This is a genomic window from Candidatus Cryosericum terrychapinii, assembly GCF_003570925.1.
GTDB classification, from domain to species: Bacteria; Caldisericota; Caldisericia; order Cryosericales; family Cryosericaceae; genus Cryosericum; species Cryosericum terrychapinii.
The window spans coordinates 1-24597 of record NZ_QXIS01000014.1 but is presented as its reverse complement, the minus strand read 5'-3'; the positions used below and the strand labels follow the sequence as shown (position 1 = coordinate 24597).

Sequence of the window (24597 nt, the reverse complement as noted above, 5' to 3'; positions counted from 1 at the left end):
GGACTCACCACAGTTACCATGCGTCCGCTACGGTCCCTTCTGCACATCGACATTAACCGAAGATGGCGTCACCGTTGCAGAGACAACGCCCTGCATCAGTCCGTCCACTGAGACCGCGTAGCTGCCATCGGTGAGCGGAGGCTGACTGACGTCGACATAGGCCTTGATCTGGGAAGACCTGAGAGCCAAGACGACTGAGTTCGTCCCGCTGATGACAACCGACGCAGATGTCGTACCAAGGGACACCGTCCAGCCCAATCCAGCTCCTCGAACCTCGATCGGCACGTCCGGGATGGCAAGAACGACAACCTGCTCGATGACGACACGGCACGACATGGCCTTACTCCCGCCCACAAGCGAGACTCCCGACGGAAGGATCAGGCCAACTTGCTTCGTCAGAGTTCCCGACTCGCCCGAGACGTCAACTGCAATCGTCGAAACCGCCTGAACCTGGCTCAGCACCCCTGCGGTTCCCGTAACCATGACGATTGCCGGGGTACACGAGCCACTCGCCACGGCGTACCCGCTCATAGGATGCCCGACGACAGTCGGAATGACCGGCACCGTCTTCAGGGTCGCAGCATCAATAATCGGCAGAATGGCAACTGCCGACCGCGGAGACAACAGCACGCCCTCAACAACATTACCCGTGGCATCATAGGCGACAATGTCCCCGGCGACCGTGAAATTGCCTCCTGCGGCCGTTCCCAGTTTGTCCAACGCAACGACCAGCGCTGCCTCCTTCACTTGGCTCACGAGCGAACCGGGCCCCGACACCTCGATGGACTCCGGCTCAACACGCAAGGTCCCCAGGACCAGACTCAGGGGCAACGTGCCGTTCACCTCTGCGTGGACAGGGACAGTGATGGTCTCCAGACCCTCGAGCTGCACATTAACTTCCTTGGGAGCAATAGTCTCTACTGTCACGCCCGTAAGTCCAACGACCTGAGCTTGAACCGATGTGATGAAGGATCCCTCGGTTCTTCCCCGCAAGTCGACGGTAGGCGTCACATAGCCACTCGTGACATTCCACAGCGTATTCATGGGACCACGCAGCGTCACGGTCACCGTGGGGAGCGTCCCTACCAGGACATACCCCTGAGGTACGTTGGCAGCCATCAACTGCGCCTCGACGGATTTCGTGGTATCAGGGCCCCGGATCCCGACGACATAGACCCAGAGCAGAACAGCCAAGAGCACAGAGATGATCTTGGAGTTGAACAACATGGCACCGATATTACGCTTGGCCATCTCCACCTCCCTGTTGTCCGTTCGACTTCCGTCTACGGAAGAATCCGGCTAAGCTGAACCTGTGCTCGCTGGCTATGGGCTTCGTCATGACCAACAGCATTCCTCTGAGCTCAAGTGGGCTCAGATAGCGTGTCAATTTGCCGCGTACTGCAAGAGAAATGACCCCTGTCTGCTCCGATACGACGACAACAATGGAGTCAGTCTCCTCCGTAATGCCAATGGCTGCACGGTGCCTGGTTCCAAGTCCTCTCTCCAGGTCCGCAGTTGCAGTCAAGGGAAACAGGCACCTCGCGGCAGCGACTCGATTGCCTGCTACGATGACGCCGCCATCATGGAGCGCGCTGTTGGGGTAGAAGAGGGTCGACAGTGTTTCGGCTCTGACCAGAGCGTCAAGCCGGACTCCGGTCTCGACATAGTCTTCGAGACCCGTTTGTCTCTGCATGCAGATGAGCGCCCCGATCCGGTTCATCGACAGGTACTTGACGCTCTTCACAATCTCGTCAACGGATTCTTCCCAATCGTGAACGTCCATGAACTGAGTGCGCGTGTCGGATGATACCAGTTTGCTGCTGCCGAGTCGGCCGAGCATCCGCCGCAGTTCAGGCTGGAAGACCATGACAAGCAGCAGAGGAAGGAACGACGTTGAGAAACTGCGCAACCAACTGAACACGCTGTTGAGAGCCAGCAGCCCGGTCTTGAGGCTGAGCCACTCCACTCCGAACACGAGCAGATAATAAATCACAAGACCTTGAGCCAGTTGCAGTGCACGCGTGTTCGAGATGAGTCTCAGGACGGCGTAGAAGAGAAGGGATGTCAGGGCGACGTCGATGACGATGGAAATGCCTCGTCCGAGCGTAAGATTCACGAACAGGTCAGCAAAAAACCTCTGCAGGAAGACCATATCACCTCTCAGCAATAGCGATCATGCGCTTGGACTCAGATCCAAATCGTGATCCATCATAGTCACCGCACCAGCGTTCAGGCCGCAACCCCGCTGCTTCAAGCAGTGCTGCGAGCTCAGCCACAGTATACATACGCAGCACGCGACGGTACTCACAACGCTCCCCCCCGCTCAGTATGACGCGTCTCGTGGAGACAGTGCCATCCCTCGCGTCGAATCGACGCTTCTCGAAGACAAGTCCCTGCTCATTTTCATGCCATTCTTCGGGCACGAAGTGCTTCACGATGTAGTCACGGTTCTCGACGTCGACGACCACACGCCCGCCCCGCCTCGTGTGCTCCGCTACTCTCTGAAGTACCTGCAGATCACCGATCTCACCGTAGTAGCCGAATGAGCTCCAGAGAGAGATGGTCAGATCTGCTCTCACGTCAAGCTTCATGACACGACTGTCCACCACATGGAACTCGGCCTTCAACCCCAGTTGCGCAGTGCGCTCGCGACACACAGAGATGTAGCCTGCGTTCATGTCGACGCCCGTCACCCGGAAGCCAAGTTTCGCAAGCTCGATGCTATGTCGTCCAACGCCGCATCCAACATCGAGGACAATCGCTCCCGGGAGTACTGCACACAGCCTCAGGACTTGTTGCACCTGGTACCTTGTTCTGGCCGGGTCTACCGTATCCAGAAAGAGGCGCCTGTACGTATCGTCAAAGTACTCCTTTGTCCAGTCGGCAGTCATCATGTGTTGTAAATACTAAGGCATCAGGGCCAAAATGCAACATGAAAGCAGCTCTTGGGCTTGTCTTTACTCAGGTCTTTCTTGACAGTGGCGTCCATACGCGTAGCATATTTGTATGAGAACTTGGCGATGCATCATGTCCGGCATCGGCACCCCATACGAGAACATGGCCACAGACGAGGCGCTGTTTGACACTGCCTGCAAGTCGGGTGTTCCAGTCCTCCGTCTCTATGGGTGGACACCTGCTACCGCATCCCTCGGTTTCGCTCAGCGAGCTTCAGAGGCTCTGGACTTCGCCGAATTGGACAGGAGACATCTTCCATGGGTCCGACGCCCTACGGGAGGCAGAGCGGTGCTCCACGACATGGAAGTCACCTACTCGGTGTCTATCCCAAAGTCGGATCCTCTCTATGCTCTGGGGCTGGAAGCGTCGTATGAGTGGATATGCGGGCCGATAGTCGCGGCCCTCCTGGCTGTCGGAGTATCGGCCACATTTGCTCCGCATGGCTCCACCGGCTTTGTGTCCGCATCGTGCTTCACCGCGCCGGGAACCACTGACATCCTTGCTTGCCAAAGAAAAATCGTCGGCTCGGCACAGATGCGAACGCGCGACGGTTTCCTCCAGCACGGCTCAGTCGTCCTGAAGAATGATCTGGAGAAGCTCTTTGCGGTGGTCCGGACATCCCAGTGGAACGTGCATGATGCTGCACGGCGCGCCGCCCGTCTCATGACCAGCGTCAGCGACGAGGCACATCGAGCCGTCCCATTCGGCGAGATGGCAGAAGCACTCGTTGCAGCCTTCTCGGCTGCCGAAGGCATCCGTCTCCTTCCCGATTCTCTTACTGCGCGAGAGGCACTCGACGCCTCCGGCATTGTCGCTCGGAAATACGGCCGAGAAGAATGGAACGCTTTAAGATGAGACGAATCATGGTATAGTTCTGTGATTGTTATCTGAGTTATCTGTCCGCAGAGACAGACTCGACCGAGGAGTGATAGGATGGGAAAAGAAAGCAGGATCAGACAGGAACGTAAGGTGGGACTCGTCAAGAAGCCGGGGATGTATCACAAGGACCGGTTTCCTATTGTTCTGCGAGTCATTGCCATCGTACTCATCGTGGCGCTTGCCACGTGGGGCTCCTTCTTCGCAATCAAGAGCGCGACCGGAACGATTGCGTATCAGGTCGGCACCGAGAGAATCCTCCAGTCCGATATCACGGCACAAGTCAAGAATTACATAGACATGTACAACCAGTACGGAATGGATCTGACGACTGCAGAGAATGCCGGCACACTCAAGTCCGTTCGTCAGAACGTCATAGACAGCTCGATCGAGCAGGAGCTGTTCATCCAGTATGCCAAATCCAAGAACATGAAGATCGATCAGGCCAAGCTGAAGACTGCTCTTGACGCCGAAGTCGAGAATGCCGTCACGCAGTCACAGCAGCAGTTTGGTACGGACACTCAGGGATTCAATGACGCCGTCATAGCTCAGTATGGCTCGATGGACAAGTTCAAAGCCACGGTGCGCACTGAGGTTCAGCCGTATGTTGAACGGCAGCAACTTGCTGACGCGGTGACAGCAGAGATCAACGCCGGCGTCACCGTCTCGGACGCGGACATCAAGACGTACTTCGCCTCTGAGGGACGTGTCGACGCCGATCATCTCCTCATCAACATAGATGCTGGCAACGACTCTGCCTCGACAATCGCTGCGAAGAAAAAGGTCGCTCAGGGCATCTATGACGAGGTCGTGAAACAGAAGGCGGAGAATGCCACCTTCGATTTCGTCAAGTACGCCCAGGAGAAGGCGGCCGAGCTCAACAACAAGACCGCGGGATATGCTACCTACGAGAGCCTGGGCTTCTTCACCAAAGGGCAAATGGTCAAGGAATTCGAGACCGCCGCCTTTGCCGCCAAGACCGGTGACATCATCGGACCCATCCAGACCGAGTTTGGCTTCCACATCATTCACAAGATCGGACAAGAACCTGTCAGTACAACCTATGATACGGCCGAGACGGTGAAAGCCGCGCACATCGTCCTCGGCTTCGGAACCGGAGACCAGACAACTGGAGCGACGGCTGCCGAGACACTTGCAAACAAAGTGTATGCAGAACTCCAGAAGGGCTTGTCCTTCAAGACCGCGATCACGAAATATTCCACGGATGCCGACGCCAAGACGGGAGGAATCCTGGACTATTTCTCGAGCGTGAGCGATGAGCCTCGCTTCACCGCCCTCAAGGGTCTGAAAACCGGCCAGTACTCAAAACCCTTCGTCGATGGTTCTTCCTATGAGATCGTCCAGGTTTTGGACCGAAAGCCGCTCGTGAAGGCAAGCCTGAGTGAAAAGGCTACGTATGACAAGGTCAAGACTGCTTTGGAAGATGAGCGCAAGGCGGATGCAACAACCGCACTAGTGACCAAACTCAAGGTGCAATTCCCCGTCCGCGAAGGTCAGTGGTCGCGTATCACCCGATGGTATAGCCGTGGTATCGGCAAGGTGCTCGGAGCAATTGGGGCTTGGATCGTCAAAGCTACCGGCAAGGGAACAACGACGACTCCGGCAGCGACGGACGTGCCAACCACTCCATCAGCTCAGTAGTCATGTTTGCGAAAGATGGCACCGACTGGTTCAGAAAGCCTGCAGTCCAGGCGCGCCCTCGGGCGCGCCTGGCGGCCTTCATCATTGTGGCTTCGCTTCTCCTGGCGGCCCTCGTGGCAGCAATCGTTGCCGTCCCGGTAGTACGTTCACGCAACGTCGCCTTCTATGTTCATGGCAAACCTGTTACTGAGGAACATGTCTCGGCGATGATTGTCGACCTGCCGTTCGATGCGACCAGCGACCACTACAACACACGAGTGGATCTCGCGGACCCGTCAGACCCAAAGACGCAGTATCTTATTGCAGGGTTGAAGACGGAAGCCATTCAACGAGTCATTGTCATGCACGCTCAATCCGACGAGGCTTTGCGACTGGGGATCATCGTGAGTCCATCGGCCATCGACACGGCCGTCGAGACCTATGTGAACGACCACGCCTCACCAGGCGACACGGCCGAGATCGAGAGATTGCAGTCTCCGGACGTGCGCTCGTACATTCAGCTCTGGGCCACTTCCAAAGCCTATGAAGAAAGCCTGACCAAGAATACGACGGTGTCGTCAGACGAAGTACGCGAGTACTTTGCTACATGGGGCTGGAGCTACACGGACGCGGGGGGGCGCGAGCTCACCTTCGAGCAGGCAAGTGCAAGGCTTGCAGAAGATGCTCTCGCGACCAAGAAGCTTCAGCTGATCTCTGAGAACCGAACGCTATTCCTCAAGAAGGAAAGCAGTCTTGTGAACGGTGATACACGCTACAAGCAGTTCATGAGGTGGTGGGACATCATGTTTGGCATCCAGGTCCCGGATTCGCTTGAGATACTGCAGGTCGACACAGGATCGTGACACGCCCACGAAGAGAGGTTCCGGCTGGTTCGGCCGCCCCGGAGAACCCGAAGAACGCTAGCTCAAAGACAAACCATTCGCCTCGCAGCAGGCGCTCCAGAACGGACACCCGCCAGAACAGTCCTCAGACTGAGCCCGCAATGACCAAGTACAACGAACTCCTTCAGGACATCCAAGATGAAACCAGCTTCTTCCTTCCCGTGGATGCACTCAGCACAGGCACGCACAGATACCTCTATCATCTGGGAGACTTCTCGGCCGCAAACGCTGCGCAGATGCAGCGGTTTCTCGACGACAAACGTGAAGTGCTTGCAAAGCTCGAACAAGGAAAACTCGGCAACGGCGAGCGCCGTTCAGCGCTCGTCCTTCGGCCCTACATGGACAGTCTGTCCGTCCTGATTGGAGCCGGATACTTCGGGGACACTCTCTGGCAGCTACGCAACACCCGACGGGGTCTCTATCAGTTGCTGTATATGACACAGATCCCCGCGTACGTCCGTGGAAAAGCCCTCGCTCGCCGGCTCGAGGAACTGTCGACACCCCCGACTGCGCCTGCAGAACAAATCCAGTTGCGTTCAGGCTCTCACCAGGAATTGGCTCTTGAGGAATCCCACATCATTGACCAGTACCTCCACTTTGCGGAAGACAGGGCGAGTCGCTTTGATGACAAGCAGGCTATTGCCGAGCGCATCCTCAAGGCACGCCAGTACATGAGCAGAGTCGAACCGCGGGTGGCTCATTCCACAAGTACGGGCGATTCCACACGAGATCCAGTACTCGCTATCTTGCTGCCTTCACTCGACGAGGCAGACACGAAGGAAGCACAGGTGCATCTGGAACATGAGACAGAGGCGTTGAAGCGTCAATTGAGCGAGACCGCTGCCCAGGTTGATGCCTCCAGAAGCACCGACGAGGTTGTGAGAGACGTTCTCCAGGCTTCTCTCGCGCGGCGTCTGGATCAAGCAGCCATCGACGACTGGATGAACAAGGATTATCCCCGTCTCCACTCGTTTTTCCCCGGCTACAGACTAAAGTCTGTACCCGTGTTAGGGGACGAGCTCGGAACTCGTCCGGCATACGATGATCCAGAAGCGGTCGCTCTGAAGGGTGCCTCGCTCGACCATCGACAGACCGTCTGTCCGATAGTGTCTTCCCGTCGCTGGCTTTCGCCCGAGATCGCTCTCATGATGACCTATTTCCCTGGCAAAGCCTACATCCAGACCGCAATCAGCAGCTGGGACCCATGTCTGGCATTTCACGTTCAGCGAGAGACATTCATCACGGCACTTTCCCTGTTCGAGCTGCAGAACATCGCCAACCTCGACGGTATGCTGACACCACAGAACAGTCTGCTCACGACGCTCCAACTCCTCATCGAGGACGCGGCAGCTGCGCTCGATATCGAGATCCTTCAGAACAGGCTATCCCATCATGATGCCTGCTCGTTCCTTCGGGAACGGCTCCCGTTGCCTCCCGACCTTGCATCATCATTCTCATCGATCGCTACATTCGACTTTGGCGTCTCTCTTGCCCGATTCATGTTCCGGACTCGGTTCCGCGAAATGCGCAGAATCTCCCGGACCAGCAACAAGAAGGTCTCCTGGGCCTCGTTTTACCAGAGCATCTTCGAGCAGGGTACGTTCGACCCCGCTCAGCTCAAGAACACATGAGCGATGAGCCTCAGCCCATGACAGCCAGCGCCGACCGTCCCCTGTTCCTTGCCATCGCCGGCAACATCGGCGTCGGAAAGTCCACCCTGACTCGTCATCTGGCCGACAAGTGGGCGCTTGCTCTCCTCCCCGAGCCGGTCAAACAGAACCCCTTCCTCAAGCTCTACTATGATGATCCCAAGCGATGGGGATTCCAGTCACAACTCTTCTTCCTCACGCAACGAGTGAGACTGTTCAAGGAAGCCTACGCCCTGAATCATGCCAAGATCGTAGACCGCACCCTGTACGAAGACGCGGAGATATTCGCCCGTACGGCGCTGTCCCGCGTCGAATACCAGATCTATCTGCAACTCTACGAGTACCTGCTGGAGAACCTTCCGGTACCCGACCTCGTCGTCTATCTCCGTGCATCCACAAGGACACTCTCGCGACGCATACAGTCACGGGGGCGTTCGTTCGAGAAGTCCTTGCCCTCTTCCTATCTTCGGAAACTCAATGAACGCTATGATGCATGGGCAAACTCGTTTCTGCGCGCACCTCTGATCACCATCGATACAGACGACCTTGATCTGTTCAGCCTCTTCGGCGAGTATGAGAAGGTTACCGACCGCATTGCTGAAGCGCTTCTGCAGAAAGGACTGACATGGCAGCACACGACTACGATACCCAGGCATTCCTGAGCATCTTCCCCGAACCTCTTCAGGAGGCGCTGGAGCGGATCGAGCGATTCGACGAGCTCGTCGAGGTCGTGCTGGACCTTGGACGTGTTCCTGAAGCTCGGTTCGAATTCGACTTCGTTCCCCTCAGCAAGGGCAGGGTCACGAAGGGGGACATTGACTTCATCGTCCGGAAAGTCGGGGAATTCGACCGCGACAACCGGGGTGGAATCGAACAGACACTGCATCGCATTTCTGCCATCCGGAACAGGCACAACGAAGTGGTCGGACTCACATGCCGGGTCGGGCGCGCCCTATATGGCAAGATCGAGATCATCGAAGACCTTGTCAAGAAAGGGTCGAGCATCCTGATACTGGGCCGACCGGGCATAGGCAAGACAACGTTGCTGCGCGAGGCTTCTCGGTACATGAGCGATACGCTGAAAAAACGCGTCATCATTGTCGATACGAGCAATGAAATCGGTGGAGACGGTGACGTTCCCCATCCCGGCGTCGGGTCTTCTCGCCGTATGCAGGTGCCGCTCAACAAAGAGCAGCACGACATCATGATCGAAGCCGTGGAGAACCACAATCCGGAAGTCATCGTCATAGATGAGATCGGCCGCATCGAAGAGGCGCAGGCATGCCGGACGATCGCTGAGCGAGGCGTCGAGCTCATTGGAACGGCGCATGGCAACGATCTGGGCAACCTTATCACCAACCCGACCCTCATCGACTTGCTCGGAGGTATCCAGACGGTTACGCTGAGCGATGAAGAAGCACAGCGCCGTGGGACACAGAAGAGCGTTCTCGAACGTAAGGCTGCTCCCACGTTCGACGTTCTCGTTGAACTGCGTGAACGCGATGTCCTGGCCGTATACCGCAACCTGGCAGACGTTGTCGACAGAGTCCTGCGCGGCTTCGACGTGCAACCCGAGATACGCAGGAGGACGGCTGGCAAGGAGTTCTTGATCGAACCTCTTCATCAGGAAGAGGTTCCCACTTCACAACGTGGCACCGAGCAGCTATGGACGCAGGATTCCAGCGTCAGACTCTACATCCAGGGAGTCAGCCAGAGCTATATCGAGCGAGCTTCTCACAGTCTGCATGCCGACGTACGGGTCGCGCGCATGATGGAGGACGCAGACATCGTGTTGCTGAGTGACACGCTCGCAGCCAAGAAACCATTTCTTGTGGAACGAGCCGAGGCGCTCGGATTGCCTCTATATACAACCAGCAAGAACAGTCTGGCAGCCATCAAGGATCTCCTCAGACGCATCCACTCGATGTCCGTGGATAAGGATCAGTATGCTTCCTGGGTTCATCTTATGCGCGAAGCCGTCGTCTCCTCGGCCTCGCGTGAACTGCCATATTCCGATGCCTTCGAGCGGCGGATGCAACACAGACTGGCAGAACGACTTGGGCTGTTCAGTGAGAGCGAAGGCATCGAGCCATTCCGGCATGTTGTCGTGTACTCTCCGACGATGAAACCGACTCAAGGGCCACCAGGAGCCGTGTGATGCGGCGCGCCTTCTTTCTTACATTCGAGGGAATCGACGGATGCGGCAAGAGCACACAGGCCAAGCGGCTCGAGCAGGCGCTGACGGAGCGACTATTCCCTGTCACGCACACATTCGAGCCGGGAGGAACATTGCTCGGACGGAAGCTCCGAACGATCCTCGTGCATGACGAGCTCAACCTGTCCCTGTTCTCTGAAGTGTTGCTGTTCGCGGCCGATCGCAGACAGGACATCGATGAGATCATCAACCCCGCACTGGAACGCGGCGACATCGTCATTGGAGAAAGGTTTGCAGATTCATCTGTCGCCTATCAGGGAATTGCAGGAAAGGTCGGCAAAGAACGAGTCGAGCGACTCATGGACATCGTCACCTCGGGCTTGGTTCCTGACCTGACGCTGCTTCTGGATATCGATCCGCGCGTTTCCCTCGACCGGAAGATCGACCTCGACCGGATCGAGCAGCGAGGCTTGTTCCTCGACGTCGTGCGCCACGCCTTTCTGGACATGGCCACAAGCCAGCCGGAACGGTGGGTGACTATCGATGCGGCTCGTCCTATGGATGACGTCTTCAGCGATGTGCTCAAGGCGGTGTTGAAACGGCTGGAATAACGGAGGTATGAACATGTCCGAACAGCATTCTCGTGAACCTGACCGCATCGACGAACTTCTTGGAAACCTCCAGGAGTCACGCACGCCACACGCTCCTGCTGGAGCTGCTGTCCCCCCCGCCCCACAGCGCCATCGCAGAAGCAGGATCTGGATCGTGTTCGTACTGATCGCTGCAGTTGCAGCCGCGGCGGTCCTCCTGCTTCTCGAGGGAAGGACAGCCAGCCTGAACTTCCGATCATTCCCATCGGGAGCCACCGTGTTCCTCGACGACCAGCAGGTCGGAACGACGCCGCTCGTGCTGTCCCGGGTGATCCCTGGGACCCATGTGGTACAGATCCGCCTGTCTGGCTGGGAAGTCTGGAAGAGCAGCACGACAGCAGTGAGGGGATCCACAACGCAGGTCATTGCAAACATGACACACGCTGCCTACTCACTGATCGTCACATCTACCCCGCCCGGCGCAACAGTAGCGCTCGATGGCGCAGCCAAAGGAGTCACACCTTTGACGGTGGCGGGTCTCAAACCACGCAACTACGCACTGGTCGTTTCCCTCAAGGGTTACGCCGCAATCTCGCGCACTGTCGACCTTTCCGATGCGACACAGAGCACGCAGGACTTCTCTCTCGTAAAGGCCTTTGGGAAGCTGAGTATCATGTCGGACCCGACTGGAGCACAGGTCGTTATGGATGGCAAACCATACGGCGTGACACCGTTGAAGATCGACTCATTCCCGGTGGGTAATTACGCTTTGACACTCAAGCTGGACGGGAACACGGATATCTCAGATACTCTCTCTGTGAAAGAAGGCATCGTTCTGACCAAGCAGTACAAGTTCGACCTTGCGCTTGGCGGGCTGGCCATATCCACTGACCCTGCCGGAGCGTCAATAACAATCGACGGCCAGGCCATGAGTCAAATCGCGCCCTTCACGTTCAGCACGCTGAAAGAGGGCACGCATGAGGTTGAGCTGGAACTGCCGGGGTATCTCCCGTGGTCAGGTGAGGCATCAGTGTCCAAAGGCGAGACGAGTCGCCTCTCCATCGCCCTCACAAAGTTGCAGTAGCGACAGGTTGACTGGAAACATCTCAGCGCATATACTACTGAAGCCGTACAGGACGGGGAGCTAGCGGTGCCCTGTTGCCCGGAATCCGCTCACCGGGGTCCATGCTGGGCATGCGGGACGCACATTTCCGAAACAGTCCCCGTTAAAGGCGTTGAAGGCTGCACACCATGCAATGGGAAGCTCTGAACTCTGCCAGGTCCGGAAGGAAGCAACAGTACTGAGTAGAACATGTGCCGTGGCCCGATGCAACTGGAGCCGGAGACAGTCGACCACGCCGGGGGTACGCGCAACAAGTGCTCAGCGTACGGCCTTTTCTTCTTCCTACCTTAGACGGAGAGCAGTCACAACACAGAGGACGGCTATGCCCTCACCTCTGCCGATCCACCCTATCGCATCATTACCCGTCACCTTGACATCGACATCAGTCGACCGAAGTCCAAGCAGGTGCGCGAGTCTCTTCTGCATGGGAACCTGGTAGTCCCGCAACCTCGGCCTCTCAGCGACAATCGTGATGTCCGCCGAGATAATCCTCAGCTTGCGAATCCTTCTATCCGCCATGACGCGTCCCAGAAGCACGGCGCTGTCAATTCCAACGAACTGCCCGTCTGACGATGGAAACATGCCGCCGATGTCTCCCACCCCAGCGCATCCGAGGACAGCGTCCATGACCGCATGCAGGACGGCGTCGGCATCTGATGTCCCGTCAAGGCCCAGTTCCGAGACAATCCTGGTCCCACCGAGGATCAACGGTCGCGCGGAAACGAACCGATGGACGTCGTAACCGAACCCGACCACGGTCCTGGCTCTCGCGCTGAATGCTGCCTCGGCAATCTCAGCATCCCCTGACATCGTCACCTTCATGTTCTGGGCGTCGCCTTCAACTGTCACGACCTGCCCACCAGTTGACTCGATCAGCGCCGCCTCGTCGCCAAAAGATGCACTAGCCACACTGTTGAGATACGCAGACTGGAGCGTCGCCACTCGGCAGAACTGAGGTGTCTGTACGGCAACGACCCCTCTCCTGTCCAGTGCTTTTGTCCGGCCTGCCAACGTTCGCCACAATGAGTCGGCCACCGGAATCACGGGTACGACGATGTCTCCCGTATCTCTGGCCGCGAGCAGTCTCTTCAGAAGCGCTCTGCAGACCAGGGGGCGAGCACCGTCATGGACCAGAACCCAGTCCTGACCGGAAACACCATTGTCTGCAAGCATCTTGAGGCCGTTGAGGACGCTTTCGGCTCGCGTTGGGCCTCCGATCGCCAGAAAAACGTGCACGCGGCGCGGCAGGGCTGCCTGGGTGACACATTTCTCCATCTTCGCACGATCGTCCGGTCTGCAGACCAGAACCAGCCGGCGCACGGGAACTTGGCACACTGCCTCCAAAGTAGTGCAAATGAGCGGTTTCCCCGCGAAAGGCATGAGAAGCTTGTCCCTTCCAAACCGCGTACTACTTCCAGCCGCCACGACAATGGCGGCAAGACTCGGCCGATGGGCTCTGACAGCCTTCACTGCGACTCGCCTCCGGCATCGGAGACTCGCGGAAAACTGGCGGCAATTGCCTCACTCACATAGCGTTTTCGATGAATCGTCAGACCGTGGAGGTCCGAAAGGTCGTCGCGAGCCTTATCGCTCACGATAAACTCCCGGAACCCCATGCGTGCCCCCAGCTCGATGCGCCGGTGCAAGTTGAACACGGGGCGCAGGTCTCCTGCGAGACCGACCTCCGCGATTGGCATGACCCCATCACGCATTGCTACGTTGCGTATCGCACTGTACAGCGACAGGGCGACGCCCAGATCAATACCTCGATCCTCAACCGAAAAATCACCTGAGATATTGACGTACACGTCTCTGCCTCCGGCGCTCGTGCCCGCTCTGCGTTCGATTATCGCCAGCGCGATCATGAGCCTGCCATAGTCCAGTCCGGTCGCAATGCGGCGCGGGGACGGCAGGTAGCTGGTAGCGGCCAGAGACTGCACCTCCACGAGTACCGCAAAACTCCCCTGGGCTGCAGGAACCACCACGGACCCTGGCTGAAGGTTGTGTACGTCGGTCACAAACGCGCTCGACGGATCGGAAATGGGTACGAGCCCTGTTGAGGTCATCTCGAAGAACCCGGTCTCCCCACTCCTGCCGTAGCGGTTCTTCCCCGACCTCAGCAGTCGGTAAGCACCAAATCGGTCTCCCTCCATGTAGAGGACAGCGTCGACCAGATGCTCCACGTACTTGGGACCCGCAATCGTCCCGTCTTTGGTCACGTGCCCGATGATCAGCGCTGCCACTCCAGACTTCTTGGAGAACCCGGCGATGGCAGCAGCAGTGATCTTCAGTTGAGCCGGCGTACCGGATCCGAAGAAATCCTCCTCCGTCGAGAACGACTGCAGCGAGTCCATGACAAGCGCCACCGGCCTGGCTCGGTCAGCCATGGCCAGCGCATCAGCAAGCGAATTGGTGGTGGCAAGGAGAAGATTCTTCGGGTCCAGCCCCAGTCGCCGAACGCGCCCGAGGATTTGAGAGCGAGACTCCTCACCGCTCACGTACAGTACCTTTCCATGTTGTCCCAGAGCAGTTGCCGCCTGCAGGACAAGTGTCGACTTTCCGATGCCAGGTTCCCCTCCCACAAGGACGGCAGAACCGACTACCAGGCCACCTCCCAATACTTCGTCCCACGGTTCGATGTCAGTCGTCATGCGCTGCTCAGGCTGGACATTCTCCACTGCGACGTCCAGATCCGCCTCGGCGGGCAGTATCCCGGAAATCGGCACTCTCGAGGCTGGCCGCGCTGTGACCTCGATTTCAGGAACATCCTCAACAAAGGAGCCCCAGACCCCGCACTCGGGGCACTTTCCGAGTTTCGAGACACTGATATGTCCACACTCGCTGCACCTATACTGTACCTGGGGCTTCGCCATCATGCCCTCCTGTGTCGAGACAAGAACGTCAGTCCTGTGACTCCCTTCGCTTCAGCTGAGGGAACAGAATAACCTCACGAATAGACTCCACGCCGAGCAGAAGCATGACCAGCCTGTCGATACCAATGCCCAATCCACCCGCAGGCGGCATGCCATACTGCAGCGCACGCACGTAGTCGAAATCCATGGATTGGCTTTCGTCATCGCCCCTGGCTTTCGCAGCAACCTGCTGCGTAAACCTTTCTTCCTGGTCCATGGGGTCGTTGAGTTCGGTGAAGGCATTGGCAAGCTCTATCCCGCCGGCAAAAAGCTCGAAGCGCTGGACTCTCTGCGGCTGTTCCGCCATGCGCTTGGCAAGTGGAGAGATTTCCACGGGATAGTCACGCACAAACGTCGGGTCGATGAAGTTGGGCTCAACCATCTTGTCGAACACCTCATTCACGACGTTGGCATATTCGAACGACTTGTCCATGTGAATGCCGAATTCTGCGATCTTGCGACGCGCCAGCCCATCATCGCGCAACTCTTCCAGACTGACGCCTGCGTACTTCTGCATGGCCTCGTCGAACGTGGTCCGTGCAAATGGCCGGGTGAAGTTGATCAGCCGCTCGCCCATATGCACTTGCGACATACTCGTGACCTTCTCGACCAGATCAAGGATGAGGTTCTCGGTCAGGCTCATCATACCATCAAGGTCTGAATAGGCTTCATACAGTTCCATCATCGTAAACTCCGGGTTGTGAACCGTGTCGATGCCCTCGTTTCTGAAACTCCGGTTGATCTCGAAGACTTTCTCGAAACCGCCGACCAGAAGCCTCTTCAGGTACAATTCCGGAGCAATGCGCAGGAACAGATCCTGATCAAGTGCATTGTGATGGGTCACGAACGGACGCGCAGTTGCACCACCTGCGATCGGTTGAAGCATCGGAGTCTCGACCTCAAGATACCCTCGCTCCGTCAGATATGTCCGGATATGCGAAACCATACGAGATCTCTTCTCAAAAGCGTCTCGAACCTCGGGGTTGACCATGAGGTCGACGTACCGCTGGCGATAACGGATTTCGACATCCGTGAGGCCATGAAACTTCTCAGGCAACGTACGGATCGCCTTCGACAGAACCCACAGCCGTGCGACGGCGATGGTCTTCTCTCTGGTCTTCGTTACGAACAGTGTTCCCTCGACCCCAATGATGTCACCGGAATCGATATACTTCTTGAACCAGTCATAGGCAGGCTCTTTGAGGTCGTCAGAACGCACATATAGCTGGATCCGCCCGGACATGTCCGCCAACACGAGGAAACACGCCTTCCCATGGCCACGAACAGCCATGACGCGTCCTCTTGCACGAATCGTCCTGTCTCCCAGCTCATCAAAGTGCTCCGCGATGTAGGCTGTCGCAAGTGCGTCCCCAAAACTGTGCCCGAATGGGTCGATTCCTTGTTCGCGAAGCTCCCCAATCTTGTCCTTGCGGCTCTGCTCAACCTCGTTGAGTTCCAGCACGACTATACCTTCTCGATGGAGAGAATCCTGTAGGAGACGCGACCCTTAGGGATACGCACCGCAACGGTCTCCTTCTCGCGCTTCCCCACGAGGGCCTTGCCCACTGGACTATCAATGGAAATGTGACCTTCCATTGGATCGGCTTCAAGATTGCCGACGATGGTAAACCAGCGAGTCTTGGCAGTCTCCACGTCGAGTACCTGAACCTTGCAGCCCATGTGAACTTCGCCGGTGCCCGTATCGCCTGGTTCGACGACCACGGAGTGCTCGAGCTGACGTTCGACGTCCATGATGGTTCCCTCGATGAACGCCTGCTCCTTCTTGGCCTCTTCGTATTCGGCATTCTCCGAGAGATCACCGAACCCTTTGGCTTCCTTGATACGCTCTGCGATCCGAAGGCGCTCCTTGGTCTTCAGCCTGTCGAGCTCCTCAAGCATCTTCTTGTGCTGAGAGGGGCTGATGTATAACTTCTCTTCCTCATCTTCACGCACATTGGTGATTTCAATCTCTTCGTCGAAATGCTCTTCTTCGTCATGCATCATGGTGAACCTCCTCGCTGGCACCCGTGCACAGCGCACGGTACTCATTCAACAGCTTCTTCAGCTGGTCTGCTTCCTTCACCTGATTGATCCGCCCTCGATACGTCGTCGCCTCAGGGAGGCCCCTGAAGTAGAAAGCGAGGTGCTTGCGCATCTCCTTGACTCCAATGACCTCACCCTTGAGAGCGACCTCACGGTCGACATGCTCCTGCATGACCCTGAACCGCTCGTCAACTCCGGGCTCGCGAGGACTCCTGCCACCCAGAACATCGTTGATCTGCTCGAAGACCCACGGATTTCCAAGAGCCGCCCGCCCTATCATCACGTAATCAGCTTTAGTGTAGTCGAGAAACCTCTTGGCGTCCTCAGCCTTCTTGACGCCTCCGTTCGCAATGATTGGTATGGTCGCCTTCGCCTTTGCTTCAGCGATAACATCCCAGTCCTTCGAGCCCGAGCGTCCCTGCACAGCGGTACTGCCGTGAATCGCAAGGGCTGCCACACCGTTCTTCTCACAAATGGCCAGGATTTCCTCGGCAACGTTATTGTCGAGCAGGAATCCCTTGCGTATTTTCACTGTAACCGGCAGCCGCGTCGCTCGCACAACGGCCGACGTGATTGCATCGATAAGAGAAAGATCTCTCAACAACGCTGATCCGGCACCCGTCTTCACGATTTTTGGCTCGGGACACCCCATGTTGATGTCGATGGCATCGACCCCTGCCTTCGCCAGAACCTCTGCAGCTTGTGCCATTGCATCAGGTCGAGCCCCAAATATCTGGAAGTCGACAGGGTGCTCAACAGGGTCGAACACCAGCATCCCGAATGTCTTGGTGTTGTTGAACTTGATGCCGAGGGACGAAACCATCTCTGTGTAGACCATGGCTGCGCCATAGTGTCTGCATAGAATGCGAAAGGGACTATCGCCATATCCCGCAAGGGGCGCAAGAAAGGCGCGCCCATCGAGCTTCAGCAGCCCTATGTTCACTCGGTCCTGTTCCTGTTCAACTCAAAGAGGATTCGCAAGCCATCGAGCGTGAGATTCGGGTCATGTACGCACGTTGTCTGCAAGCCAGGGACCACTACACTCGACAGTCCCCCCGTCAGGATTACTCTGGCATCTGGACAACCCGCGTCCCGACGGATACGCTGGATCATGCCGTCGACCATGAAAACCATGCCCCAGACGACACCAACCTGCATCTGCGTAATCGTGTCAATTCCGAGGCTTGTTGCGGGACGCTCAAGCTCGATACGGGGCAACTTGGCCGTCTTGGTGAACAGGGATTCGCTGGAATTGAGAAGACCGGGTGCTATGGATCCCCCAAGATACCTTCCATCGCCGCTGACAAAGTTGAACGTCGTCGCAGTCCCGAGGTCGATAATGATGCAGGGTCCCCCATATTTCATATACCCGCCGACACAATCAGCAATACGGTCGGCCCCCATCTCGGATGGAGACTCGACCTCCCAGGTGATATTGGTGTTGAGTGCCGTCGAGATCACGAGGGGTTGGACATGAAACATACGATCGACGAGGCGGCGCATGATTGGCGTAAGCGGCGGGACAACAGAAGCCAGGACGACAGACTCTACGTCCCCCAGCTGGACATCGGAGAACTGAAACAGACTGCGAATGAACACGCTGTATTCATCGGCAGTCTTGCCCCTATCGGTCGTCAGGCGCCAACTATCGCGCAGAACAGTACCGTCGAAGAGGCCACAGACTATGTTGGTGTTCCCGACATCAATGGCAAGAAGCATGGTGGCGCACCTTCAAAACCAGAATGGCGGAGAGACCGGGATTTGGACCCGGGAGGCGGTATTAGCCACCCACTCGCTTAGCAGGCGAGTGCCTTCAGCCACTCGGCCATCTCTCCGTGCTTTGGAAACTGACAAACCCGCACTATTGCACGGGCTCTAGCTAATTATACCGGCTTCGCGCACATTATCAAGGGTCAGAGCCTTCGCAGATGTCTGAACAGCCCATCTTCCCCATCACCCGAGACACCGTCATGACCCTTCAGATATCGCCGGCCAAGGTCCGTTATGACGCGTCCCTGCGATGTCCGCGCGATGAAATTCAACTGCACCAGATACGGCTCGATGACGACGGACACCGTCTCGGGGTCTTCACTGATCGCAGAAGCCAGGCTGTCGAGCCCCACAGGGCCACCTCTGAATTTCTCATCGATAGCGGCAAGGAGCCTCCGATCGATGTCCAGCAGGCCATACTTGTCGATGTTGAGCTGTGAAAAAGCCTCGTCGACCAGCTTGACATCGACGACCGAAGCCCCCGCGTATGCCAGGTAGTCTCTGATGCGTTTCAGGTTCCGAAGCGCTATGCGAGGGATGCCGCGTGAGCGACCGGCAATGCGTGTGGCAGCAGCCGGCTCCACAACCGTATCAAGGCGGCAGGCGGCATTGGCAATGATCTGGGTCAATTCTTCCTCATTGTACGGATCCATGCGCATGACGATGCCGAACCTGTCACGAAGAGGGGCGGACAGCATGCCAAACCGGGTGGTCGCTCCGATAAGAGTGAACGGTTTGAGGGATATCGTCATTATCTTGGCACTTGGCCCCTTCCCCAGGATGATGGGCAGTCGAAAATCCTCCATGGCAGAATACAGAGATTCTTCCACCGCGGGAGGCAGACGATGAATCTCGTCGATAAACAGCACATCCCGCTCCCTGAGCGATACCAGGATGCTGGCAAGATCGCCCGCCCGCGTGAGTGCCGGTCCACTCGTGAACTTGAATCGCACACCAAGCTCCGCAGCAATGATCTGCGAGAGTGTTGTCTTGCCCAGACCAGGAGGGCCGTAGAGCAGGCAGTGGTCCAGCGGCTCATTGCGGCTACGTGCGGCCTTGATGAAAATGTCCAGGTTGTTCCGCAGTTGCTCCTGTCCTATGAAATCCTCGAGACGTCGTGGCCGCAACGTCGAGCCCACCGCGTCACCCTCGGGCTTCCCGGACGACAGTGGGGCTTGAGTGACAGGTGCTTTCCGACGTACGCGCTTCTCCTCGCCGGCTGCCATACCCTATTTCCTCGAAAGAAGCTGCAAGGCATCACTCACGAGTTCCTCAGCCGAACGGTCCTTCGTAGCGCCAAGCTCCCGGAGAGACCCACTGATCTCTCGTTGTGAGTATCCGAGAGACCGGAGCGCCATCTCCACCTCTGCCAGGACGGTGGGTTCGGTTCCTGTCATCCCCTCCACAGACAGAAACTCAGCGTACTTGCGGTTGACGATCGGACGCAACTCGATGAGGATACGCTCGGCATTTCTCTTCCCTACGCCGGGCGCCGAAGTGAGTAACCCAACATTCTGTTCCCGCACTGCTTCGATGAGGCGAGACGCAGGTGCAGCACGCAGAAGGCTCAGGGCGGTCTTGGCGCCGACGCCCGGAACATGCTCGACCAAGTCGGCAAAAACTTCATAGTCCAGCTGTTCGACAAAACCGTAGAGCTCCTGCCGGTCTTCCTTGACGACATGGTATGTCCGCAGTTCGACCTCTTCCCCCACTTCGAACATCGTGGGATCCACCACTCTTACCTCATACCCGATGTCGCCGACAAGAACGATGACGGCGGAATCCAATCTGCGATATACGGTCCCCCTAATCAGAGCAATCATCGGTTTCCTCCGCCAGAACTGCCTCGCGATAGGCCCCCGTGAACGTATGGCAGAGGGCGATAGCAATTGCATCCGCTGTGTCGTCAGGTGTAATATGCTCCTCGACACCAAGAATCTGGCGCACAGCAATCTCCACGTTCTTCTTGCTCTCCATGCCATATGATGAGACGGCCTGCTTCACCTGCTGAGGGGTGTACTCGAACGCAGGAACATGACATGTGCCGATGGCAAGGACAATGACTCCACGCGCCTCACTGACCTTCATGACCGTACGGGCGTTTCGAAAGAAGAACAGAGACTCGAGCGCCACTGCATCCGGCTTGTACCTGCGGACGAGTCGGCGGACGCTGTCATAGATGTACTTGAGCCTGTCCGGATATGGCGTACCAGGATGGGTCTCCAGGCACCCATAGTCAAGAAGGGCTACGGTGTCGCCGTCTGACGAGACGACACCGTAGCCAATACGTGCCAGTCCGGGATCGATTCCCAGAGTAAGCATACAGTCTCTAGCTTTCCTGCTCCAGCAGCTTGATAATCTCGTCGCTCATTTCATAGTTGGAGAAGTAGTCGCTGACGTCATCGTGTTCGTCCAGCGCTTCCTCCAGCCGCGCGATTTTTCGCGCATCGTCAATGGCGACGGCAACAAGGGTCTTGGGAATCATGGTGAGAGATGCCGACTTCACGACAATCCCGGCAGCCTCGAGAGCCTGGCGCACCTTATAGACATCCTCAGGTCCGGAGACGACGGTCGTTGTCTCCTCGTCCTGCTTGAGGTCCTCTGCGCCGCTGTCCACTGCAATCATGAACAGATCGTCGTATCCCTTGTCAGCCGGATCGATTTCCAACGAACCCTTCCGCTCGAAGCCCCAGCTGACAGATCCGTTCTCCCCCATAGCACCACCGTGCTGAGAGAGGATCCTTCTGATTTCCGACGTCGTGCGGTTCTTGTTGTCAGTCGAGGCCTGGATGATGAATGCGGTACCATTGGGACCATAACCTTCGTATGTGGTCTCCTCATAGCTGATACCCTCCATCTCTCCAGTTCCGCGCATGATTGCCTTCTTGACATTGTCATTAGGCATACCTGCTGACTTGGCCTTTTCTACGGCCGCTCTCAACCGCGTATTTGTGTCGGTGCTCCCGCCGCCCGCCTTCGCCGCGATAATGATCTCACGAGTAATCTTGGTGAAAGCACGACCGCGCTTGGCGTCTTCTACGCCCTTCTTGGCCTGAATATTGTGCCACTTGGAATGCCCAGACATCTAGACCTCCTGATTTGAACTCTGTTCTGCCAATCGCAGAAAATGTTCATGTACCCTCGTATCGCTTCCAAGCTCCGGATGGAACGAAGAAGCAAGGAGCCTTCCCTGCTGCACATAGACCGGCCCCTGTGTTACCCTTGCCAGTACCTCTACAGAAGATCCTGTCCGGACGATCACCGGCGCTCGAATGAACAGCACATGCAATGGCGTGTCCAGTCCCTGGACTTCCAGATCTTCCTCGCTCGACTCTTTCTGACGCCCAAACGCATTCCGCTGAACAGTCACATCCAGAAGTCCCAGGTGAGGCTGTGCCTGGCTTCCCTCAATATCCCGGGCCAAAACGATCATTCCTGCGCATGTGCCATAGATCGCCAGTTTGCCTGCGTTGAAACGGTCGACGATAGCTCGATCCACTCCGTACTTGACCATGAGCTTCCCCATGGTCGTACTTTCGCCTCCCGGGATGATCAGCCCATCCACCAATCCGACTTCCTCGGGGAGACGGACGAGACGGACCTCCACGCCAAGGAACCGCGCCATGCTAGCGTGTTCTCGAAAATCGCCCTGAAGAGCGAGGACGCCAATGACCACCTCTAGTTATCCCTCACCTGCATCTTATCGAGCTCGACAAGCGTGCGTGCGTCTATGCCTGGCATACCTGCCTTCAAGCCCTTGCTTACCTCAGAGAGCACCTTGGGATCCTCCCAGTAGGTCGTTGCCGCCACGATGGCTTTTGCTCTCGGAAGCGGATCCGAACTCTTGAAAATGCCAGAACCCACAAACACACCATCGGCCCCGAGCGTCATCATGAGTGCCGCGTCGGCCGGGGTAGCAATGCCCCCCGCTGCAAAGTTGACCACGGGAAGACGTCCCAGTGTACGCACTTCGCGCAGTAGCTCAACATTGACCCCAAGATCCTTCGCTTCGACCACGAGTTCATCCTCAAGCATCGATTGCACCTTGCGAACCTCGTTCATGACCGCTCGCATGTGCGTGACCGCCTCAGAAACGTCTCCGGTGCCCGGCTCGCCCTTCGTCCTGATCATCGCAGCTCCCTCGCTGACACGCCGCAGTGCCTCGCCCAGATTGCGCGCTCCGCACACGAAGGGGATCTTGAACTGCCACTTGTCGATATGATAGGTGACATCAGCAGGAGTCAGCACTTCACTCTCGTCAATGAAGTCGACGCCCATATACTCCAGTATCCGTGCTTCGGAGATGTGTCCGATGCGTACTTTGGCCATGACGGGAATCGAGACGGCATCCATGATCTGTTCGACAAGCCCTGGATCAGCCGCCCTTGCGACGCCACCTTCCTTGCGAATATCGGCCGGAATCCGTTCGAGTGCCATCACTGACACTGCACCGGCTTCTTCGGCAATCTTCGCCTGGTCGACCGTCGTCACGTCCATGATGACGCCACCCTTGAACATCTCTGCCAAACCACGCTTTACCTTGGTCGTTCCGATTTCAGCCATGTCAGTGTCACCTCTTCAACCCTTAAAGTTTACTGTCATTTGGTGATTTGGCAACGTATTCGGCCGCACACCTTCCGGCGAGAAATCCGGTCGAGAAAGCTGCCTGCAGATTATAGCCACCGGTGACAGCCTGCAGGTCCAGAAGCTCGCCTGCAATGAACAATCCGGGAACGAGTCTCGATCCCATGGTTCGCGGGTCAATCTCTCGCAGAGGTACTCCCCCCTGCGTGATGATCGCGGAGGCGAGAGGGTCGGCCCCTGTGCATCTCAGCTCCACTCCCTTGACTGATCGAGCGATTGCTGCAAGGGTTTTCCTGGGTAACGGTGTGCTGCCCTTCCCTTCAAGGCCCCACATACGCATCAGCTCAAGCGCCATCCGCTTCGGAAGAAACCTCGAGACATTCACCAGGATCTCATCGGCATTCCCGCAAGCTTCGATCTCGTGAAGCTCTTGGTCCAACGTCTTCTCGGGCCGCAGGTCCATGCACAAAACGACAGCCTGGCTCTCGGCCAGAGCCGGTGTGACGGCCAGGCTCAGCGACAGGACGGCCGGACCCCCAATGCCTCGATCCGTTATCATGACTTCTCCCTGCCTTCGAGCCAGCAACTTAGGGCCAACCCACGCCTCCACAGCGACGCCTTCGAGCGAAATCCCCGCAAGTTCTCTCAGCCACTTCTCGGGACAGTGCAGGGAAACCAGGCCAGGCACCAAGCGACCGGGGTGATGGCCCACGCGCTCAAGAAGCTGATATCCGTCTCCCGTCGACCCTGTACCAGGATACGATTTTCCACCTGTGGCCACGACCACGGCCCGGCAGTGCAACAATCCACCAGACTCCAAACCGATCGTCCAACCCCTGGACCCGGCATCGATACTTCGGACCCGAGCCGAGTAGACGATATCAACACCGTCTCGCACGAGCAGCAGCCCGAGAGCCTGGACAACATCCTGCGCCTTGTCCGTCACAGGGAACACTCGACCACCCCGCTCCGTCTTGAGTTGCAGGCCGGCTTCGGCAAAAAAAGCGACAAGGTCATCGGAGAAAAAGGACTCGAAAGCCGGGTAGAGGAATCGGCCGGAAGGGCCGAAAGCTTGGACAAACTCGTCCAGTGAACGCGTATTGGTCACATTTGCCCTGCCCTTGCCCGTGATGGCCAGCTTCCTGCCCAGCACCCGATTCCGTTCCAGGATGAGGACCGAGCCACCGTGGCCAGAGACTTTGAGGTACCTTGCGGCAGACAATGCCGCCAGCATCCCGGCGGCACCACCACCTATGACACAGACCTCAGCTCTTGTTTCCATCGACAGGTAGATTATAACAGATTTGTGCGCGTCACTACTGCCACGTTGCTCAGCAATCCTCACTGTTCTTCTTGCCAACCGGGGGAAATGGGATACAATCATCGTTGCGCGCCCG

24 protein-coding genes, 1 tRNA gene and 1 other RNA gene are annotated in these 24597 nt (G+C 57.2%); 9 read left to right on the top strand and 17 right to left on the bottom strand.

Features of this window, described 5'->3' with window-relative positions; genetic code table 11:
* Positions 1 to 27: 27 nt before the first annotated feature.
* The 3 genes from SMC7_RS02565 to SMC7_RS02555 are packed head-to-tail and all read right to left on the bottom strand — an operon-like array spanning position 28 to position 2894.
* Positions 28 to 1251, bottom strand: a complete 1224-nt coding sequence (locus SMC7_RS02565; RefSeq protein ID WP_119088819.1) for a YbbR-like domain-containing protein — start codon at positions 1249 to 1251, stop codon at positions 28 to 30.
* Complete coding sequence (gene cdaA, locus SMC7_RS02560) at positions 1238 to 2152, bottom strand: diadenylate cyclase CdaA (protein WP_119088818.1); 915 nt, start codon at positions 2150 to 2152, stop codon at positions 1238 to 1240. Before cdaA ends, SMC7_RS02565 begins: the two co-directional genes overlap by 14 nt.
* A 1-nt stretch (position 2153) precedes the next feature.
* A complete protein-coding gene (locus tag SMC7_RS02555; protein WP_119088817.1) occupies positions 2154 to 2894 on the bottom strand; it encodes a class I SAM-dependent DNA methyltransferase in 741 nt (246 codons plus the stop codon).
* 112 nt (positions 2895 to 3006) lie between these two features.
* Between SMC7_RS02555 and SMC7_RS02550 the strand changes: the two genes are divergently transcribed.
* From SMC7_RS02550 to ffs, 9 genes are all read left to right on the top strand, one after another.
* The gene (locus SMC7_RS02550) at positions 3007 to 3810 is read left to right on the top strand and encodes a biotin/lipoate A/B protein ligase family protein (RefSeq protein WP_119088816.1); all 804 of its coding nucleotides are present in this window, start codon (positions 3007 to 3009) and stop codon (positions 3808 to 3810) included.
* A 78-nt stretch (positions 3811 to 3888) separates the two neighbouring features.
* Entirely contained in the window at positions 3889 to 5493 is a 1605-nt protein-coding gene (locus SMC7_RS02545; RefSeq protein WP_119088815.1) for a peptidylprolyl isomerase, read from the top strand.
* Positions 5412 to 6335: a hypothetical protein gene (locus SMC7_RS02540; protein WP_165845077.1), complete on the top strand. Its 924-nt coding sequence runs from the start codon at positions 5412 to 5414 to the stop codon at positions 6333 to 6335. Before SMC7_RS02545 ends, SMC7_RS02540 begins: the two co-directional genes overlap by 82 nt.
* A gap of 140 nt (positions 6336 to 6475) precedes the next feature.
* Complete coding sequence (locus SMC7_RS02535) at positions 6476 to 8005, top strand: hypothetical protein (protein WP_119088813.1); 1530 nt, start codon at positions 6476 to 6478, stop codon at positions 8003 to 8005.
* Between the two features lie 17 nt (positions 8006 to 8022).
* Entirely contained in the window at positions 8023 to 8685 is a 663-nt protein-coding gene (locus SMC7_RS02530; protein WP_165845076.1) for a deoxynucleoside kinase, read from the top strand.
* Positions 8649 to 10181, top strand: a complete 1533-nt coding sequence (locus SMC7_RS02525; RefSeq protein ID WP_119088811.1) for a R3H domain-containing nucleic acid-binding protein — start codon at positions 8649 to 8651, stop codon at positions 10179 to 10181. The genes SMC7_RS02530 and SMC7_RS02525 overlap by 37 nt, the downstream gene beginning before the upstream one ends.
* The gene (gene tmk, locus SMC7_RS02520; RefSeq protein WP_119088810.1) at positions 10181 to 10789 is read left to right on the top strand and encodes a dTMP kinase; all 609 of its coding nucleotides are present in this window, start codon (positions 10181 to 10183) and stop codon (positions 10787 to 10789) included. Before SMC7_RS02525 ends, tmk begins: the two co-directional genes overlap by 1 nt.
* Positions 10790 to 10802: 13 nt before the next feature.
* The gene (locus tag SMC7_RS02515) at positions 10803 to 11852 is read left to right on the top strand and encodes a PEGA domain-containing protein (RefSeq protein WP_165845075.1); all 1050 of its coding nucleotides are present in this window, start codon (positions 10803 to 10805) and stop codon (positions 11850 to 11852) included.
* 43 nt (positions 11853 to 11895) lie between these two features.
* Positions 11896 to 12160, top strand: an RNA gene (gene ffs / locus SMC7_RS02510) — signal recognition particle sRNA large type.
* A gap of 13 nt (positions 12161 to 12173) precedes the next feature.
* Here ffs and ispF read toward each other — a convergent pair.
* From ispF to SMC7_RS02440, 14 genes are all read right to left on the bottom strand, one after another.
* Positions 12174 to 13361, bottom strand: coding sequence for a 2-C-methyl-D-erythritol 2,4-cyclodiphosphate synthase (ispF, locus tag SMC7_RS02505; RefSeq protein ID WP_119088808.1), 1188 nt, complete (start codon positions 13359 to 13361; stop codon positions 12174 to 12176).
* On the bottom strand, positions 13358 to 14764 hold the full coding sequence (locus SMC7_RS02500) for an AAA family ATPase (protein WP_165845074.1): 1407 nt from the start codon (positions 14762 to 14764) through the stop codon (positions 13358 to 13360). Before SMC7_RS02500 ends, ispF begins: the two co-directional genes overlap by 4 nt.
* Before the next feature lie 28 nt (positions 14765 to 14792).
* Positions 14793 to 16265: a lysine--tRNA ligase gene (gene lysS / locus SMC7_RS02495; RefSeq protein ID WP_207798702.1), complete on the bottom strand. Its 1473-nt coding sequence runs from the start codon at positions 16263 to 16265 to the stop codon at positions 14793 to 14795.
* Between the two features lie 2 nt (positions 16266 to 16267).
* On the bottom strand, positions 16268 to 16807 hold the full coding sequence (gene greA, locus SMC7_RS02490) for a transcription elongation factor GreA (RefSeq protein WP_165845073.1): 540 nt from the start codon (positions 16805 to 16807) through the stop codon (positions 16268 to 16270).
* On the bottom strand, positions 16797 to 17789 hold the full coding sequence (dusB, locus tag SMC7_RS02485) for a tRNA dihydrouridine synthase DusB (RefSeq protein WP_119088804.1): 993 nt from the start codon (positions 17787 to 17789) through the stop codon (positions 16797 to 16799). The genes greA and dusB overlap by 11 nt, the downstream gene beginning before the upstream one ends.
* A complete protein-coding gene (locus SMC7_RS02480; RefSeq protein WP_119088803.1) occupies positions 17786 to 18565 on the bottom strand; it encodes a type III pantothenate kinase in 780 nt (259 codons plus the stop codon). Before SMC7_RS02480 ends, dusB begins: the two co-directional genes overlap by 4 nt.
* Positions 18566 to 18589: 24 nt before the next feature.
* Positions 18590 to 18681 (bottom strand) — tRNA-Ser (locus tag SMC7_RS02475).
* 78 nt (positions 18682 to 18759) lie between these two features.
* Positions 18760 to 19842: a Holliday junction branch migration DNA helicase RuvB gene (ruvB, locus tag SMC7_RS02470; protein WP_119088802.1), complete on the bottom strand. Its 1083-nt coding sequence runs from the start codon at positions 19840 to 19842 to the stop codon at positions 18760 to 18762.
* A gap of 3 nt (positions 19843 to 19845) precedes the next feature.
* A complete protein-coding gene (gene ruvA, locus SMC7_RS02465) occupies positions 19846 to 20439 on the bottom strand; it encodes a Holliday junction branch migration protein RuvA (RefSeq protein WP_165845072.1) in 594 nt (197 codons plus the stop codon).
* Positions 20423 to 20938 (bottom strand): crossover junction endodeoxyribonuclease RuvC, encoded by a 516-nt coding sequence (ruvC, locus tag SMC7_RS02460; protein ID WP_119088800.1) that lies wholly within the window; start codon positions 20936 to 20938, stop codon positions 20423 to 20425. Before ruvC ends, ruvA begins: the two co-directional genes overlap by 17 nt.
* A 7-nt stretch (positions 20939 to 20945) precedes the next feature.
* Positions 20946 to 21701: a YebC/PmpR family DNA-binding transcriptional regulator gene (locus SMC7_RS02455; RefSeq protein WP_119088799.1), complete on the bottom strand. Its 756-nt coding sequence runs from the start codon at positions 21699 to 21701 to the stop codon at positions 20946 to 20948.
* Positions 21702 to 22292: a pyridoxal 5'-phosphate synthase glutaminase subunit PdxT gene (pdxT, locus tag SMC7_RS02450; RefSeq protein WP_119088798.1), complete on the bottom strand. Its 591-nt coding sequence runs from the start codon at positions 22290 to 22292 to the stop codon at positions 21702 to 21704.
* A 2-nt stretch (positions 22293 to 22294) separates the two neighbouring features.
* A complete protein-coding gene (gene pdxS / locus SMC7_RS02445; protein ID WP_119088797.1) occupies positions 22295 to 23179 on the bottom strand; it encodes a pyridoxal 5'-phosphate synthase lyase subunit PdxS in 885 nt (294 codons plus the stop codon).
* 22 nt (positions 23180 to 23201) lie between these two features.
* A partial coding sequence (locus tag SMC7_RS02440; RefSeq protein ID WP_119088796.1) for an NAD(P)/FAD-dependent oxidoreductase occupies positions 23202 to 24597 on the bottom strand: 1396 nt, incomplete at its 5' end.